Here is a 15,550-nt window from a genome sequence, read left to right on the forward strand (position 1 = left end):
CAAGATTAGCCTTTCAACGCATAATTGGGACAGCGCCATAAAAAACGCCCGGCACATGCCGGGCGTTTTTATGGCTGAGGTGCAGCGGCCAAGGTGCGCAAGGAAGTACGCCCTGCACGCCGCCACGCCATCCGCTTATTGCACGGCGGCGCGCGCCTGGGTCAGCCAGTCGTTGACCAGGGCCTCATGCCCCTTGAGCCAGGCCTCGGCGTGGCGCTCAATATCCGCCGGTTTGTTCTGACCCTTGTTCATCAGCCCGTTCTGGATGTTGATGTCGTTCAGCGGCAGCTTGACTATGCTGAACAACTTGGCCGCCGCCGGGTTGGCCTCGGTGAACGCCTTGTTGGCCACTATGTGCATGGTGTTGACCGGAAAGCCATAATCCTTGCCGCTGGGCAGGCGGGTCTGGGCGGCATCCTTGGCACCGACGGGCACTTCCAGCCACACCACATCCCGTCCCGGCACCAGCTCACTGCTCAGCCAGTAGGGGGTCCAGGTGTAGTAGAGCACCGGCTTGCCACTCTGGTAACGGGCCCGGGTATCGGCGATCAGGGCCGCGTAGTTGCCCTGCTTGTGGGTGACGGTCGGGGTCAGGCCGAACTCGTCCAGATGATGGTTGATGGCCTCTTCACAACCCCAGCCCGGGTTGCAACCCACCAGATCGGCCTTGCCGTCGCCATCGCCGTCAAACAGGGCCGCCAGCTTGGGATCCTTGAGCTGACCCAGGTTGGTGATGCCGTACTGGGTGGCGGTCTTCTTGTCGATGAGGTAACCCTGGGCGGCGCCCGATACATAGGTGCCCTGGCGGAAGAACACCTTGTCGCCGCCAGCCTGTTCGTACTTGTTGTCCTGCAACGGGATCCAGTTAAAGGCCAGGAAGGTGCCATCGCCCTGCGCCACCGAGGCGTAGGCCACGTTGTAGTCCACCTCCTGCACCGCCTGGACGTCATAGCCCAGGCGATCCATCAGCTTGCTGACCAGCAGGGTCTGGAAGGTCTCTTCCGGCAGTGAGCTCTGCAAGGGTTGAACGCGGATCCCCTCCCCCGGCAGTTCGGTGCTGGCCATGGCGACAGAACTCAGCAACAGGGAGTTCAGCACCAGGGCGCTCAGGGTCTTAGTGATGAGTCTCATGCGTTTACTCCTTTGTAATCAATAACGTTACGGCGACCGCGCAGGCGCATCAGCAGGGCCACGGGACCATGTTGATACCAGCGGCCTGTGTGGCTGCGATCCCGCTGTCCCATGGCCTGGGTCAGACGGTCGAGCACTATGGCCAGCAGCACTATGCCGAGGCCACCGATGGAAGCGAGCCCCATGTCGAGGCGACCTATGCCGCGCAGTACCATCTGGCCCAGACCACCGACCGCTATCATGGAGGCGATCACCACCATGGAGAGCGCCAGCATCAGGGTCTGGTTGACCCCGGCCATTATGGTGGGCATGGCGAGCGGCAGCTGTACCTTGAACAGCAGCTGGGAGGGGCTGGCGCCAAACGAATGGGCCGCCTCCACCAGATCTGCAGGCACCTGGCGGATACCCAGCATGGTCAGCCGGATCATGGGCGGCAGGGCGAAGATGACGGTCACCACCACCCCGGGCACGTTGCCGATGCCGAACAGCATGACGATGGGAATGAGATAGACGAAGGCCGGGGTGGTCTGCATGGCATCCAGCAGCGGCCGGGTCCAGGTGGAGAGCCGCTCGCTGCGGGCCAGCAGAATGCCGACCGGCAAGCCGATCAGGATGCAGAAGAAGAGCGAGGTCAGCACCAGCGACAGGGTCACCATGGCATCGGACCAGGCACCTATGAGGCCGATTCCGACGAGAGAAAGCAGGGTTCCGATCGCCATGCGACCGTTGACCAGCTGCCAGGCGATCAGGGTCAGCATCCCTATCATCAGGGTGGATGGCATCGTCTGCAGCAGATGGGTCATGCCGTTGAGGGTGACCTCTACCGGTGCCCGGATCAGCTGGAATAGGGGACGCAGGTTCTCGACCAGCCAGCCTATGCCGCCCTCGACCCAGACATCCAGCGGTACCAGCGCCTGCTGGAAGGGATCCAGCCAGTCGACGGCCGCGGAAGTATCCGCCGCTTCAATCTGGCTCTGCCAGTCGGCGGCCTGGGTTTCGGTACTGCCCCAGGGATCCGTCGCCACAGTCGTGGCGGCCGTGGCGTCCCAGGGATCGGCCTGCGCCTCATCGGCCCGGGCGGGGGCGCTCGCCAATAACAACAGCGCCAGCAAGCCGGTCAGCAGACGATGAAAGGGTTTGATATTCATACCGGGGTACTCCTGTCCAGGGTGTTCAGCAAGTTGGCCTTGGAGATGAGCCCCAGATAGGTGCCATCTTGCTCGACCACGGGCACCTGACAGGGCGCTGCGGCCACCTGACTGATGAGTTCGTTGAGAGAGGTGTCGGCCTGGATGGGCTGGATATCAGCCAGCAAGGCCTGCTCCAGGCTTCCCTTGTTTTGCACCGCCTGACCGAGCGACTCGACCGAGACGACGCCGAGGAAGCGACGGCTGCGATCCACCACGTAACCGAACTCCCGCTCCTGATCCTTGAGCTGACGCAGGGCGTTGCCCGGCCCGTCCGTGGTGTGCTTCTTGATGAGCGGCATCTGCTTGCGACTGACGATATCGCGGGCACTGAACACGTTGGCCAGATCCACACCGCGAAAGAAGGCGCGTACATAGTCGTTGGCAGGCTGGCTCAGGATCTCGTCGGGAGTCCCGACCTGGATCACCTGACCATCCTGCATGATGGCGATGCGATCGCCGATGCGCATCGCCTCGTCCAGGTCGTGAGAGATGAAGACTATGGTGCGCTGATGGCTGGCCTGCAGCTTGAGCAGCTCATCCTGCATCTCGGTGCGGATCAGCGGATCCAGCGCGGAGAAGGCCTCGTCCATCAGCAGGATATCGGGGTCATTGGCCAGCGCGCGGGCCAGGCCGACCCGCTGCTTCATGCCACCGGAGAGAGCATCGGGGAAGGCGTCCATCCACTGCCCCAGGCCCACCTGATTGAGTGCCTGACGGGCACTTTCCTGGCGTTCGAGAAGCGGCACCCCGGCCAGCTCCAGGCCGAAGGCGGTATTTTCCAGCACGGTCAGATGAGGCATGAGGGCGAAAGATTGGAACACCATGCTGATCTTCTTGCGCCGCACCTGGCGCAGTTCACTGTCCGAGATGGCGGCAATGTCCTCACCGTCGATCAGCACCTGACCACGGGTCGGTTCGATCAGCCGGTTGAAGAGGCGCACCAGGGTGGATTTGCCCGAACCGGACAAGCCCATCACCACGAAGATCTCTCCCTCGTGGATGGCCAGATCGACCCCATGCACACCCAGGGTCTGCCCGGTCTTCTGCAGAATGCTGGCGCGGTCGTGCCCTTTCGCCAGCAATTTGAACGCCTTTTCCGGCTGTTCTCCGAAGATTTTATAGAGTGATTTCACTTCGAGTTTGACTGTCATACTGTCCTTTTTTCATGGTCGACATCTTGGTAGTTAACCTGCCGAACGCGAACCAATTACTTTCTACACTAAGCAATTTCCATGAAAAACAAAAGAACCATAAGAGTCCACACAAAACAATAAAAACATAACACATTGATTTATATGCTTTATTTTTGACAAGAAAAAGCCATGAATCGACAAGCATGGGCCATGCCAGCATGAATTATTTGATTAGATAACTAATCATAGTTCTGTTTTGACAGGCCAATAAGAGGGGAAAATCAGGCAGATCGGGGGGATGCCGCCAAGCAGGATCCTGAACAGGCTGCAGGGCATGAGAAATCCTTACAGCCCGAATGATATGCAGGCAAAAACGAGGGAATATAAGAGGGGGGTTGAATGCAGCAATGTCAGAGGCCCTGCCTGTCGGACCTGCCCTTTGTTGCAAGAAAAAAGCCCCTGTGCAGCACGAGGGGCTTTTCGGCCTCAACGGTTATTCAATGCGATTCAGCGCCGCTGCCAGGTTTCGAAGCAGTAGGGATGGGGGTTCTTCTCGTCGGGCTCATGGGGTTCGCGCTCAACGCAATGCCACTCGTCCTCCTCGAAGGCGGGGAAACGGGTATCCCCTGCCACCGCCAGATCGATTCGGGTCAGATAGAGGCTGTCGGCCCGTGGCAGCAGCTGACCATAGAGATGACCGCCACCTATCACCATCAGCTCGTCTACCGCCTGACCATCGGCCAGCAGCGCCAGCGCAGCCTCGACCGAATCGACCACCTCCACCCCGTCGGCCTGGTAATCTGGGTTGCGGCTGATCACCAGATTGCGCCGCCCTGGCAGCGGCCGACCTATGGATTCGAAGGTCTTGCGCCCCATCAACACCGGCTTGCCCAGGGTCACCCGCTTGAAGTGGGCCAGATCCGCCGGCAGGTGCCAGGGCATCTGGTTATCCAGGCCTATCACGCGGTCGTGCGCCATGGCGGCAATCATGGAAATCTTCATGGGGTCAGCCTCTCACACCGTCTGTCAAATAATGGGCCGGTTACGGTACACGACCAGGGAGGGGATCGCCAAACCGAAACTGAGGGCCCCCACGATGAAGAGTGCCTTGAGGCCGTTCTCCACCGCACTCTGGATAAGATCCATGGTCACCCCGGAGATGTTGAGCTCCACCACGGCGATCATCGCCTTGAACGCATAGCTGCCCGGGATCATGGGGATGATGGAGGCGACACTGAACACGGGGCGCGGCGCCAGTAATCGGCGCGACCAGTAGACGCAGACAAAGCCGACCGTGGTCGCCGCCGCCAGGGTGGCCCACTCGATGGGCATGCCGTAATGAATAAGCAAGGTTCGCAGGCTGTGGGCCAGGGCACCGCCCATGGCGCAGTACTTCAACATGCGCGGCGGCACGTTGAACAGCATGGCAAACCCTACCGCCGGAATGGAGGACCAGAAGGCATCCTTGGCCAGCAACCAGACAAGATCCATCATACTTTCCACCCCCAGATACCAGTGACCGACATGGCCAGAATGATGCCGATGGCGGCGCTGATGGTGAGCAGGGTTGCCGTGCCCCAGCGGGCCAGCCCCATGTTGAAGTAACCCTTCACCATGTCGGAGACCGCATTGATGAGCGGGAAGCCCGGCACCAGCAAGAGCACGCTGGCGGCCATGGCGAGATAGGGCTGGGCGCCCCAGTTGAAGAAGGTGGCACTGGAGGAGAGCAGGGTGGCGATGAAGCCGGTCGCGGCAAAGTTGATGAGCGGGCTGTGGTGATGGCGGGCGATCAGCTGGCGCACTCGCATCGCCACGGCAGAAGAGAGGCAGGTCACCAGGAATATGGGCCAGTCGCCGCCAAACAGCAGGCTGAAGGCGCCGCAGGAGAGCCCCACCATGGGCACCACCAGCCAGGGGTGGTAATGAAACGGCACTATGCCGTCGAGCCGCTGACGCACCTCGCGCGCACCGATCAGCTCCTTCTCCGCCATGATGCAGATACGCTGGATCTCGCACACCACCTGCATGTTGATGCCGTGCTCCCGCACCCGGCGGGTGGTGGTGACGCAACTGCCCTGATAGAGGCTGGTGAGCACTATGGCGCTGGAGGAGATGGCCATCTCGACGCTCTCCAGCCCCAGCGCCATGCCGAGCCGGACCGTGGTCTGCTCTATGATGCGACTCTCGGCCCCGAACTGGGCCAGCATCTGGCCCACCTTGACGATGATACGGGTGATCTCTGTCTGCTGCTCCCGCGACAGCACCCGTCTTGGTGTGATACTTCTCATAATCCCTTCGAGTCGTAGCAAAATTAAAGTATCGCCATATTAGCCTAACTGTCGGCGCCATACATCCACACCGATCACGGCAATAATCAATTTTTAATAAAACAGCGAACGCCACGAAAACACATCAAATAGATTACAAATCACCCCAGATAAATTAACGTCGACAAGCGGACCTCACCCGATGACAAATATATAATGCGGGATATTATTCAGCCATTCCATCAAGAGGATATTTATTTCTTTTTGCGATAATAATCGAAGAAAGAAACCACATTATTTTCTCTATAGACGGGGGCCTGGTCGGCATAGAGATTGGCATTGAGCTGGATCATCTCGCTGCGCATGGAATAAAAGGAGTCGTGCATCATGGCCGCAATACGAATACAGCTATCCATGTTGTTCTTGGCCAATTGACGTTGACAGTCGATACGAAACTGCAGGCCGCGCAATCGCTGCTGCTGCTCCGGACTGACCCGGTCGATCAACCCCTCTATCTGCTGGCGCAGCAACTCGTCGAGCCGCTCCGGCTCCGCCACCGCCAGTCGCCTCAAGGTATCAAAATCAGGCAACTCCATATGCCCTCCCGCGGCCAGCCGCTGCATGGTGATACTCAAACAACAACGATCAGTACAAGATTCAACCAACCGTATAATGAGTTATATAAGACGATTGCCCTCCAGGTTCAATCCATACCACGGCCTTTCGAGGCTGACTGCGCCAAAAAATGACCGCCGTTCGGGGAATCATTTTCTTATTCGTTATGGATCAACCAATTAATCACCAATATGTCGGCTGTCTTCGTTTATACATTTTTAGGACGGCAATGCCGGAGCCTTATGTCTTATTGAAAGAGAGTCTGCAAGATTGCTTTTCATTCGACACTCCATCTTGTGCCCCAGCCTCGCCAACCCCTGACCTCGTTTAACATATCTCACTGATTATGTTATTTTATTTGCCACTTATTCCAGGCAACCAAGAGCAGACCATGAGCAAGGCAAGAATCGGCATCGTCACCGTCAGCGATCGCGCCAGTGCAGGCATCTACGAAGACCTCTCCGGCAAGGCCATCATAGAGACGCTGAACGCATATTTGACCTCAGAGTGGGAACCCGTCTATCAGGTGATCCCGGATGAACAGGATCAGATCGAGGCGACCCTGATCCGGCTGGCGGACCAGGAGCAGTGCTGCCTCATAGTCACCACGGGCGGCACAGGCCCGGCCAAGCGGGATGTGACCCCGGAGGCCACGGAGGCGGTGTGCGATCGCATGATGCCTGGCTTTGGCGAGCTGATGCGGGCCGAATCTCTCAAGTTCGTGCCGACCGCCATTTTGTCGCGCCAGACCGCAGGCCTGCGCGGCAGCTCCCTCATCGTCAACCTGCCGGGCAAGCCCAAGTCCATCCGTGAGTGCCTGGATGCCGTCTTCCCCGCCATCCCCTACTGCATCGATCTGATGGAAGGGCCCTATCTCGAATGCGACGAAGCCGTCATCAAGCCGTTTCGCCCCAAAAAATAGGCCCTGAGTGGACGGGGTGATCCCCGTCCATCTCTTATTTGCGGTATTTATTTGCGGCCGTATACCTTGACCCCGGCCTTGCTCCCCTCCGAATTGCCATAGACCTCGATCCGCTTGATGCAGAGCCGGCTGCCGAGGGATTTCCAGCCGGACTCCTGATCCTCTTTCAGATCCTTGTCGAAATTGAGGGTCTTACTGCGATCATTGCCGTAAAACACCTTGACCCTGTCCAGGGTCAATTCCCGTCCCGCCTTGACCATGATGGACTTGGCCGGTCGGCAGACAATGATGGGAATAATGGCGGCATGATCGCCGATCACCGAGCAGCATTGTGCTGCCCAGTCGAAATTCATCATCGGCCATAACAGGTGCGGGCAGCGCCAATAAAAGGGTGGACAGCAAGAGCGCATTGAAGCCGCGGCGCAGCTGTGGTTGCACTGCAAAAACAGCAGATGGAACGGACATTATGCCTCCCGAAAAATGGGAGGCATATTAATTCATCAAGGCTAAACCCAGGCTGTACCGGCGCCCTGCCCGCAGGCAAGGCGCACGGCCTCAGGACCAGCGCTTGAAGATGAGGGAGGTGTTGATGCCGCCGAAGGCGAAGTTGTTGGACATCAGGTACTCCACCGTCAAAGCGCGGCCATCACCCACCACATGATCCAGCGGGGCACAGGCCGGATCCGGCTCAGTCAGGTTGATGGTGGGGGCAAACCAGCCCTCCTGCATCATCTCCAGCGACAGCCAGGCCTCGATGGCACCGCAGGCGCCCAGGGTATGGCCGAAGAAGCTCTTGAGCGACGATATGGGGGTATTGTCGCCAAAGATGGCGGCGGTGGCGTGGCTCTCGGCTATGTCGCCGCGCTCGGTGGCCGTGCCGTGGGCGCTGATGTAGCCGATGTCGGCGGCCTTGAGCCCGGCCTGGGCCAGCGCCATCTCCATGCACAGCTGCATGGTCTCCTGCTGGGGCTGGGTCACATGGGCGGCGTCGCAGTTGGTGGCAAACCCCACCAGCTCGGCGATGATGGTGGCCCCGCGCGCCTGCGCATGTTCCAGCTCCTCCAGCACCAGGGTGCCCGCCCCCTCGCCTATCACCAGCCCGTCCCGCTGCCGATCGAACGGCCGCGGCGCCAGCTCGGGGTTGTCGTTCATCTGGCTGGTGGCAAACAGGGTATCGAACACCACGGCCTCAGACGGGCAGAGCTCCTCAGCCCCGCCGGCCACCATCAGGGTCTGATAACCGTGCTTGATGGACTCGTAGGCGTAGCCAATCCCCTGGCTGCCGGAGGTGCAGGCGCTGGAGGTGGGGATCACCCGCCCGCGCAGGCCGAAGAAGAGGCCGGTGTTGACCGCCGCCGTGTGCGGCATCATCTGCACATAAGTGGTGGCCGTGATGCTGGCGGTACTCTTGTCGTTGAGCATGACCCCGAAGGCGCGGATAGGATCCGTGCTGCCGGTGGAGGAGCCATAGGCGATGCCGGTGCGACCGTCGGTCAGCGCCGGGTGGTCGATAAGCCCAGCCCGCGCCAGCGCCAGCTCGCTGGCCACGGTCGCCAACTGGGAGACCCGCCCCATGGCCCGCGTCTTCTTGCGCGGATAGCGGGCGGGCAGCACAAAATCGGCAATGGGCGCCGCCAACCGGGTGTTGAGTCCCTCGTAGATGGCCCACTCAGGCATGGTCACCACCGCATTGCGCCCCACCTGCAACTTTGCCCGCACGCTCGGCCAGTCCTGACCGAACGCCGTCACCCCAGCCATGCCGGTTACTACTACCCGCTTCATACCATACCGCCATTCACAGAGATAAACTGACGTGCCACAGAGACAGCGCCATGTTGAACCGACATCAGGCAAGAGACCCATCGCATTTGCGTCATACCATGCCCCCGTTGATGGAGATGACCTGGCGCGTGACATAGCCGGCGATGTCCGACATCAGGTAGGAGACCAGGCCGGCCACCTCGTCCACCTGTCCCATGCGCTTGAGCGGGATCAGCTTCATCGCCTCCGCCTGCACCTCGGCATCCACCATGCCGGTGTCGATGAGGCCGGGCGCCACGCAGTTCACCGTTATTTTGCGCTTGGCCAGCTCCAGCGCCAGCGCCTTGGTGGCCCCCATGATGCCCGCCTTGGCGGCGCTGTAATTGACCTGACCACGGTTGCCCATCAGGCCGGAAACCGAGGAGATGGTCACTATGCGGCCGCCCCGGCGCAGGCCTATCATCGGCATGATGCAGGGCTTGAGCAGGTTGTAGAAACCGTCCAGATTGGTGTGCAGCACCCCGTCCCAATCCTCGTCGGTGAGGGCGGGGAAGGCGCCGTCACGTATGATGCCGGCGTTGCAGACCACACCGTAATAGGCGCCGTGTTCGGCCATGTCGGCTTCCAGCCGCTCGCGGCAGCCCTGGCGATCGGCGATGTCGAACTGGATCAGGCGCCCCTGCCCCCCTGCGGCTTGCAGGCTCGCCAGGGTAGCCTCGCCACCGGCGCGGTCGCCGTGGTAGTGCACGACGACGAGAAAACCGTCGGCGGCCAGCTTGAGGGCGATGGCGCGGCCTATCCCCTTGCTGGCGCCCGTGACCAATACGCTAGAGATCATGAAACGTCCTTCGCTAACAAATCGGATAATTCGCCGGGTGCGGGCTGATAGGTCGAGAGGCGCGCGGTGGCGCACTCCTGCCCATCTTGCAGGATCCGGCAATCGAAACTGGCCATGCCGCCGTCTTGCAACAGGCAGCTGGCCTCTATGGTGAGCAGGGCCCCCGCCGCAAAGCGGGTGGGCTGGCAGCGGTACTTGCGGGTGCCGAGCAGCATGCCGATGCGCACCGGCTCGCCGCGCAATCGCCCCTGCATGCCGGCCCAGGCGGCTATGGTCTGGGCCATCAGCTCTATGCCGACCCAGGCGGGCAACGAGCCCTCGGCATCGAGCAGCAAGGCGTGCCGGGCGCCGACCCGGGTCTCGCAGCACACCCGGCTCGCATCCACGGCGCAGAGCCTGTCCAGCAGCAGCATGGGGGCCTGATGGGGCAAGAGAGTGTCGATGGCGGGCAGCGGTACGAGCTCATTCATGAGGGTGATAATCCAAACAGCAGGCTGACATTGTTGCCACCGAAGGCAAAGGAGTTGGAGAGGACCCGGGGCGCCGCCAGCCGAGTGGCGCCACTCACCAGCCGTATGGGAGCCAGCGCCGGGTCCTGTGTCGTCACCCGCTGGGGCGGCAACGGCAGGGCCCGCTCCAGCAGCAGGCAGGCGAGCGCGGCCTCGATGGCACCGGCGGCGCCCAAGGTATGGCCGGTGAGCGGCTTGGTGGAACTGCAGGGCACCTTGTCGCCGAACAGGCGATGCACGGCCTGGCTCTCCATGGCGTCATTGAGGCGGGTGGCCGTGCCGTGCAGGTTGATGTACCCCACCTGCTCCGGCGTCACGCCCGCCCGGGCCAGCGCCATCTGCATGGCCGCCTCGGCACCCACGCCCTCTGGGTGCGGGGCCGAGATATGCCAGGCATCGGACGACTCGCCCGCCCCCAGCAAGGCCAGCGGCGCAGGCGTGCGGCTCAGCAGAAACAGCGCCGCCCCCTCGCCTATGTTGATCCCCCGGCGGCCGTTGTCGAAGGGCTGGCAGAGGGCGCCGCTCAGGGACTCCAGGCTGTCAAAACCGTTGAGGGTCAGCCCGCACAGGCTGTCGGCACCGCCCACCAGTACGGCGTCCACCAGTCCGGCCGCCAGCATCCGCTGACCGCTGATGAAGGCGCGGGCGCTGGAGGAGCAGGCGGTGGAGAGGGTGTAGGCGGGCCCTTCCAGGCCGAGATAACGGCCCAGGAATTCGGACGGGGAGCCCAGCTCCTGCTGGCGATAGTCAAAGGCCGGGGGAATCGCCTCCCCCCGCCGGGCGGCGGCGATCGCCAGCTCGGCCTCGCCGATCCCGGCTGTGCTGGTGCCGAGCACCAGGCCTACCCGCGCGGGGCCAAACTCCGTCAGCGCCTTGTCCAGTTCTGGGCGGATCTGGGCCAGCGCCGCCAGCAGCAGGCGGTTGTTGCGCGAAGCATAAGGGGCCAGCGCCGCCGGTATTTCCGGCAGCGCACCTTCCACCCGCCCCACCGGGGTCAACCGACCATCCAGCAAGGTCTGGTTGTGGCGGGTGAGCGGCGTAATCCCCTCTGCCTGCCAGGCCAGCAGGGCCCCGGCGCTGGCATCCCTGCCCTCCCCCAATGCCGAAATGAGGCCGTAGGCCGCGATATAACAACTCATTGGCTCAGAGTCTCCAGCTGCAGACGGTAGTGAAACACATGCTGTTGCAGGCTGACCGGCTCCCGCACGCCCCCCTTGTCCTGGTACCCGATCTCGGTGACCAGGGCGCCATCGGGGGAACGCAGCCGGCGCGTCAGCCCTTCGTCCCGCAGCGTCCAGCCCGGCGGCAGCTGCGGCTGCCAGCTGGCCAGCGGCCAGTAGCAGAGCATGACGTCCGCCAGCACCTGGGTCACGGGCGGCATGCCGGTGGCGAGCAGCGGGCTCAGCTGCTGAGTCGCTATGCCCTGCTGATCGTAACGCACCCGGAACAGCCGCACCCCGCTCGGGGTCAGGCCGACCAGGGTCAACTGACTGCCATCGGCCTCCAGCACAGTCATCAGCTGATGGGAACTCTCACCCACCGTGGCCGTCAGCAACTGCTGGCGATAGAAGGGGGTGGCAAGCACGGGGGCAGGCAGCGTCATGACGCTGCTCTTGTCGAGATAGGCGGTGGGGGCCGGCTGGCTGCTGCAGCCCCCCAGCAGGAGGATGAATAATGCGAACACTGATCTCATAGTGGCTCCGGCTCCCGGTCATCCCGCACTCGCGGGCTGAATACCGGCTTGTCCAATCCCTGTTTATCCAGCACCAGAGGTGACAACAGGAAGGCAGTAAAGATACCGCCACTCAGCACCAGACCGAAGCCCGCGATGGCAGAGGTGTGGCTCAGCGCCAATAAACCGAATGACAACTGGGTGGTCAGGTTGGCGAGCAGGATGGCGAACTGAGTCGAGCGTTGACGCAGGAGATCCCGGCCGCAGTAGGCAAAGAAGAGGCTGTAGTCGATGCCTATGCCGAAGATGAGGCTCATGGCCAGCACTCCGAACAGGGTGAGCGGCTGCCCGCAGGCGGCCAGCAGAGCCAGACCGGCCCCCAACGAAAAGCCGCTGACCAGCAGGATCCGCGCGCTCTTGCGCCAGCCGAACCGGACCCACAGCAGCACCCCCACCAGGGCGATCGCCAGCAGCAGCAGTTCCGTCAGCTTGATGCGGTAGTGGGCAAACAGCTGACTCCACTGGTTGCGCGGATCCTGCCAGAAGACCCCCTCCTGCCCCTCTGCCAGTTCTGCCACGGCGGCAACATCCGTCACCCCGTTGACCGGCAGCCAGAGCGCGACCCGGCCATCAGGCAGCTGATGCCAGAGCAGTCGGCTACCCTCGCTGACTGGGCTGGCCAGCCACTGCGCCGGCAGCAATGGCTGCCAGGGTCTGGGCTCGCCCTTGACCGGCACGCCAGCCTGATTGAGCCGCGCCACAACTTCGGGCAGCAAGCGAGTGAGGGCTGCATGATCCGCCCGCTGCCGTGCCAGAGACGGCAGCCATTGCGTCAGTGGCACAAAGTCCGCCAACTGACCCTGCGCCTTGGCCTGTGCCAGCTTGTGGCCAAGGGCCTCGAGGCGCTGCAACGCCGTCTCGCCATCTGCCGCCGTCACCAGAAAGCCCGTCATGCCGCCCTGCTGGCCGGTGAGGCGCTGGATCTGCCGCTCCTGCGCCTGCAGTTCGGTGGGCAAGGGTTGCAGGTGGGCTATGTCGTCATCGACGGCCAGCCGGCTCAATCCCGCCACTATCAGCGTCAGGCAGAGCAGCGGCACGCCCCAGCGCAAGACACGCCGTTCCCGCCACCACGTGAGCCAGAGCGCCATCGGCACCAGGATGCGCGCCTCCCGCTGGGGCAAGGCACCGAGCCAGAGCGGGAACAGGCAGAGCACGGTAATAAACGAGGCCGTCAGCCCCACCAGGGCGCACAGCGCCATCTGCTGCAAGCCGGGGAAGGGGGCAAGCCAGAGCAGGCCATAGCCGACCAGGGTGGCGAACAGCGCCATCGAGAGGCTTGGCAGCAAACGGGCGCGGGTCTGGTGAGGGCTCTCCTGCAACCCATGCAGGCGCCGCTCGGTCAGGAAGTGGATCCCGTAATCTATGATGCCGACCAGGCTGGAGCTGATCACCAGGGTGAACATGTGCACCTCGCCAAACCAGAGCAGCACGGCCAGCACCCCCCAGACGAGGCCGATGGCGATGGGCAGCAGGGAGATCCAGAGCGCCCGAAACGAGCGAAACGCCAGCCACATCAGCAGCAAGACCCCGACCGTGGAGCCCAGCCCTATGGTGGAGATGTCCTCCTGGGCCAGATCACTGGCATGCTGGCTGTAGAAGAGGGTGCCACGGCGCAGCAGCTCCACTCCCGGAAACTCGGCCTTGAGGCTCTGCTCCGCCTCGTTGAGCCGGTTCAGCAGCTCGGTATTGCGAGCGAGATCGAAAGCCGACAGATCCAGCTCGGCTCGCAGCAGAAACCACTGCCGCCCCGTCTCGTCCTGACTCATCAACCAGTCATGATCGAGGCGCAGTGTGCTCGTCATCTGGCCCTGCACGCCGGCGCGAGTCAGCAGCAAAGGATCGGCCTGCCACTCGGCGCGGGAGACACCGCCGAAAGGGCTGTAGATCTGGCCGAGCACCCACTGGCTCCAGGCCTCGGTGCCGGCGGCCAACCTGGCCCGGCTGCCCTCGTCGAGGCGCTGCCAGGCGTAGTCGTGGATGAAGCCTTGCCAGGCGGGAGCCAGCTCCGGTTGGGCACCGCGCACCGCGCCGAGTTCGGGCAGGGCCTTCAGGGTCTTTGCCCACGCCTGCGCCGCGGGGCGACCATCCTGTCCCGCCGGCAGGCTCAGCATCCAGACCAGCTGCTTGTCGATCTGGCGCAGCAGGCCACCCCGCAGGGCCGGATCCAGCGTGGATCGCTCCTCGTGGGGCAGCAGATCCATCAGGCTGGTGTTGATGCGGCTCTGGGAGAGCTGCCAGCCAAGCAGCGCCACCGCCAGCAGGCTGAGCAGCAGCCAGAGGTATGAGAAGCGCCGCCAGGCGGTTTCAGATTGCAGCAAAGTCGGTTCTCCCGGCCAGACCACGGGCAGTGGCAGGGCGCGATACGGGTCTAGTGGGCAGCAAAGCGGGCCTGCTCCTCAGGGGTCAGTGGCAGGCTTCGTTCCTGCCAGGCGCTGAAACGGATGCGGGTGCTGTCACCCTGCTTGTCGGCGATGATGAGTTGATCCAGCTGCCCTTGCCCGCTCAGGGTGAGGCTGGCAAACACCTTGTCCAGCGGCGTCAGGGTCGGCACCAGCAGCAACTGCCAACCCGCCTCCGTGCTCTGAAAATCGATCTTGAAGTAGCGGCTCAGGGTCGCTTCGTCCGAGCCGAACAGCGCCAGCAGCATCTGGCTGAATTCGAGCAGTTGCGGGCTGTCGATGACGGTGGCGGGCTGGCCCGCCACCTGCTGCACCATGCGTTGCGGCGTCAGGGTGAGTGTCAGGGCAAAGGGCTTCTGCTGCTGCCACCAGAGACCCAGGTCGCGCACCAGCAGCAGCTCGCCGGAGGCCTTGAGCGGCTGGCTCAACCCCGCCACCTGTTTCTCCTGCTCGAAATGGGCCTGTCTGACCGGACTCAGGGTCAGCAACTGCTGTACCTGATCACGGCTCAGGGGGGCCGCCTGCAGCGGCAACGCCAGCAGCAGGGCCAGTCCGACCATCAGCCGGTTCAGAAGACAGCTCATTGGCTCACCCCCAGCTTGTCCAGCAGCACCTGGGGCGAGGCCAGGCACATCTCGCCGCTCGCCTTGCTCACCGCCACCTGGATGCTGTAGCCCTTACTGGTGCGGGTGCCGCTCGCGGCATCGCTCAGCAGGTAGTCGATCTTCAAGCGGTTCTGGTACTCGGTCAGGGTGGCGCGCACCCGCACCCGCTGGCCGAAGCGCAGCGGTGCCAGGTACTTCATCCGGGTGTCTATGATGGGCCAGAGGTAACCGGAGGCCTCCATCTGCGGGTAGTTGTAATCGATGAGGTCGAGCAGGGCGCAGCGGGCCAGCTCTATGTAGCGAAAATAGTGACCGTGCCAGGCGACCGCCATCATGTCCACATCGTGGAAGGGGATGGTCACTTCCACTTCGGTGCTGATCTGCCAGGGTTCATTCTGCATGGGTTGTCTCATAGGGAGTGCCCCTGCCAGACCAATGCAGCCATCAT

General features: G+C 62.6%; 16 protein-coding genes and 1 pseudogene. 1 reads left to right on the top strand and 16 read right to left on the bottom strand.

The annotated features are described in order from the left end of the window. Positions 1-135 precede the first annotated feature (135 nt). From proX to BN1118_RS11615, 7 genes are all read right to left on the bottom strand, one after another. On the bottom strand, positions 136-1,131 hold the full coding sequence (proX, locus tag BN1118_RS11585) for a glycine betaine/L-proline ABC transporter substrate-binding protein ProX (RefSeq protein ID WP_043556195.1): 996 nt from the start codon (positions 1,129-1,131) through the stop codon (positions 136-138). After that, complete coding sequence (proW, locus tag BN1118_RS11590) at positions 1,128-2,279, bottom strand: glycine betaine/L-proline ABC transporter permease ProW (RefSeq protein WP_043556196.1); 1,152 nt, start codon at positions 2,277-2,279, stop codon at positions 1,128-1,130. Before proW ends, proX begins: the two co-directional genes overlap by 4 nt. Further along, entirely contained in the window at positions 2,276-3,472 is a 1,197-nt protein-coding gene (proV, locus tag BN1118_RS11595) for a glycine betaine/L-proline ABC transporter ATP-binding protein ProV (protein ID WP_043556197.1), read from the bottom strand. The genes proW and proV overlap by 4 nt, the downstream gene beginning before the upstream one ends. Positions 3,473-3,961: 489 nt before the next feature. Next, a complete protein-coding gene (gene folA, locus BN1118_RS11600) occupies positions 3,962-4,456 on the bottom strand; it encodes a type 3 dihydrofolate reductase (protein WP_043556198.1) in 495 nt (164 codons plus the stop codon). A gap of 24 nt (positions 4,457-4,480) precedes the next feature. Beyond that, a complete protein-coding gene (locus BN1118_RS11605) occupies positions 4,481-4,948 on the bottom strand; it encodes a threonine/serine exporter family protein (protein WP_042866694.1) in 468 nt (155 codons plus the stop codon). Then, entirely contained in the window at positions 4,945-5,742 is a 798-nt protein-coding gene (locus tag BN1118_RS11610) for a threonine/serine exporter family protein (RefSeq protein ID WP_052159096.1), read from the bottom strand. Before BN1118_RS11610 ends, BN1118_RS11605 begins: the two co-directional genes overlap by 4 nt. A 233-nt stretch (positions 5,743-5,975) precedes the next feature. After that, positions 5,976-6,317, bottom strand: a complete 342-nt coding sequence (locus tag BN1118_RS11615) for a DUF3135 domain-containing protein (protein ID WP_043140058.1) — start codon at positions 6,315-6,317, stop codon at positions 5,976-5,978. Between the two features lie 410 nt (positions 6,318-6,727). Between BN1118_RS11615 and mog the strand changes: the two genes are divergently transcribed. Next, entirely contained in the window at positions 6,728-7,258 is a 531-nt protein-coding gene (gene mog, locus BN1118_RS11620; protein ID WP_043556199.1) for a molybdopterin adenylyltransferase, read from the top strand. Positions 7,259-7,305: 47 nt separating this feature from the next. Here the strand turns inward: mog and BN1118_RS11625 are convergent. The 9 genes and pseudogenes from BN1118_RS11625 to BN1118_RS11665 form a co-directional block, all read right to left on the bottom strand. Beyond that, positions 7,306-7,621: pseudogene (locus BN1118_RS11625) on the bottom strand (DUF2541 family protein). A 192-nt stretch (positions 7,622-7,813) separates the two neighbouring features. Next, positions 7,814-9,040, bottom strand: coding sequence for a beta-ketoacyl-ACP synthase (locus BN1118_RS11630; RefSeq protein WP_043556200.1), 1,227 nt, complete (start codon positions 9,038-9,040; stop codon positions 7,814-7,816). A 91-nt stretch (positions 9,041-9,131) separates the two neighbouring features. After that, the gene (locus tag BN1118_RS11635; protein WP_043556201.1) at positions 9,132-9,857 is read right to left on the bottom strand and encodes a 3-ketoacyl-ACP reductase FabG2; all 726 of its coding nucleotides are present in this window, start codon (positions 9,855-9,857) and stop codon (positions 9,132-9,134) included. Then, the gene (locus tag BN1118_RS11640; RefSeq protein WP_043556202.1) at positions 9,854-10,327 is read right to left on the bottom strand and encodes a hotdog family protein; all 474 of its coding nucleotides are present in this window, start codon (positions 10,325-10,327) and stop codon (positions 9,854-9,856) included. The genes BN1118_RS11635 and BN1118_RS11640 overlap by 4 nt, the downstream gene beginning before the upstream one ends. After that, a complete protein-coding gene (locus tag BN1118_RS11645) occupies positions 10,324-11,505 on the bottom strand; it encodes a beta-ketoacyl-[acyl-carrier-protein] synthase family protein (protein ID WP_043556203.1) in 1,182 nt (393 codons plus the stop codon). The genes BN1118_RS11640 and BN1118_RS11645 overlap by 4 nt, the downstream gene beginning before the upstream one ends. Then, positions 11,502-12,059 carry a DUF3261 domain-containing protein gene (locus BN1118_RS11650; RefSeq protein ID WP_043140043.1) on the bottom strand — a complete coding sequence of 186 codons (558 nt, stop codon included), beginning with the start codon at positions 12,057-12,059 and terminating at the stop codon, positions 11,502-11,504. The genes BN1118_RS11645 and BN1118_RS11650 overlap by 4 nt, the downstream gene beginning before the upstream one ends. Further along, positions 12,056-14,416 (bottom strand): MMPL family transporter, encoded by a 2,361-nt coding sequence (locus BN1118_RS11655; RefSeq protein WP_043556204.1) that lies wholly within the window; start codon positions 14,414-14,416, stop codon positions 12,056-12,058. The genes BN1118_RS11650 and BN1118_RS11655 overlap by 4 nt, the downstream gene beginning before the upstream one ends. Before the next feature lie 50 nt (positions 14,417-14,466). Then, positions 14,467-15,081, bottom strand: a complete 615-nt coding sequence (locus BN1118_RS11660) for an outer membrane lipoprotein carrier protein LolA (RefSeq protein WP_156994923.1) — start codon at positions 15,079-15,081, stop codon at positions 14,467-14,469. Further along, positions 15,078-15,503: an acyl-CoA thioesterase gene (locus tag BN1118_RS11665; RefSeq protein WP_005317781.1), complete on the bottom strand. Its 426-nt coding sequence runs from the start codon at positions 15,501-15,503 to the stop codon at positions 15,078-15,080. Before BN1118_RS11665 ends, BN1118_RS11660 begins: the two co-directional genes overlap by 4 nt. Between the last annotated feature and the right edge of the window lie 47 nt (positions 15,504-15,550).

The organism is Aeromonas bestiarum (assembly GCF_000819745.1).
Taxonomy (GTDB): domain Bacteria; phylum Pseudomonadota; class Gammaproteobacteria; order Enterobacterales; family Aeromonadaceae; genus Aeromonas; species Aeromonas bestiarum.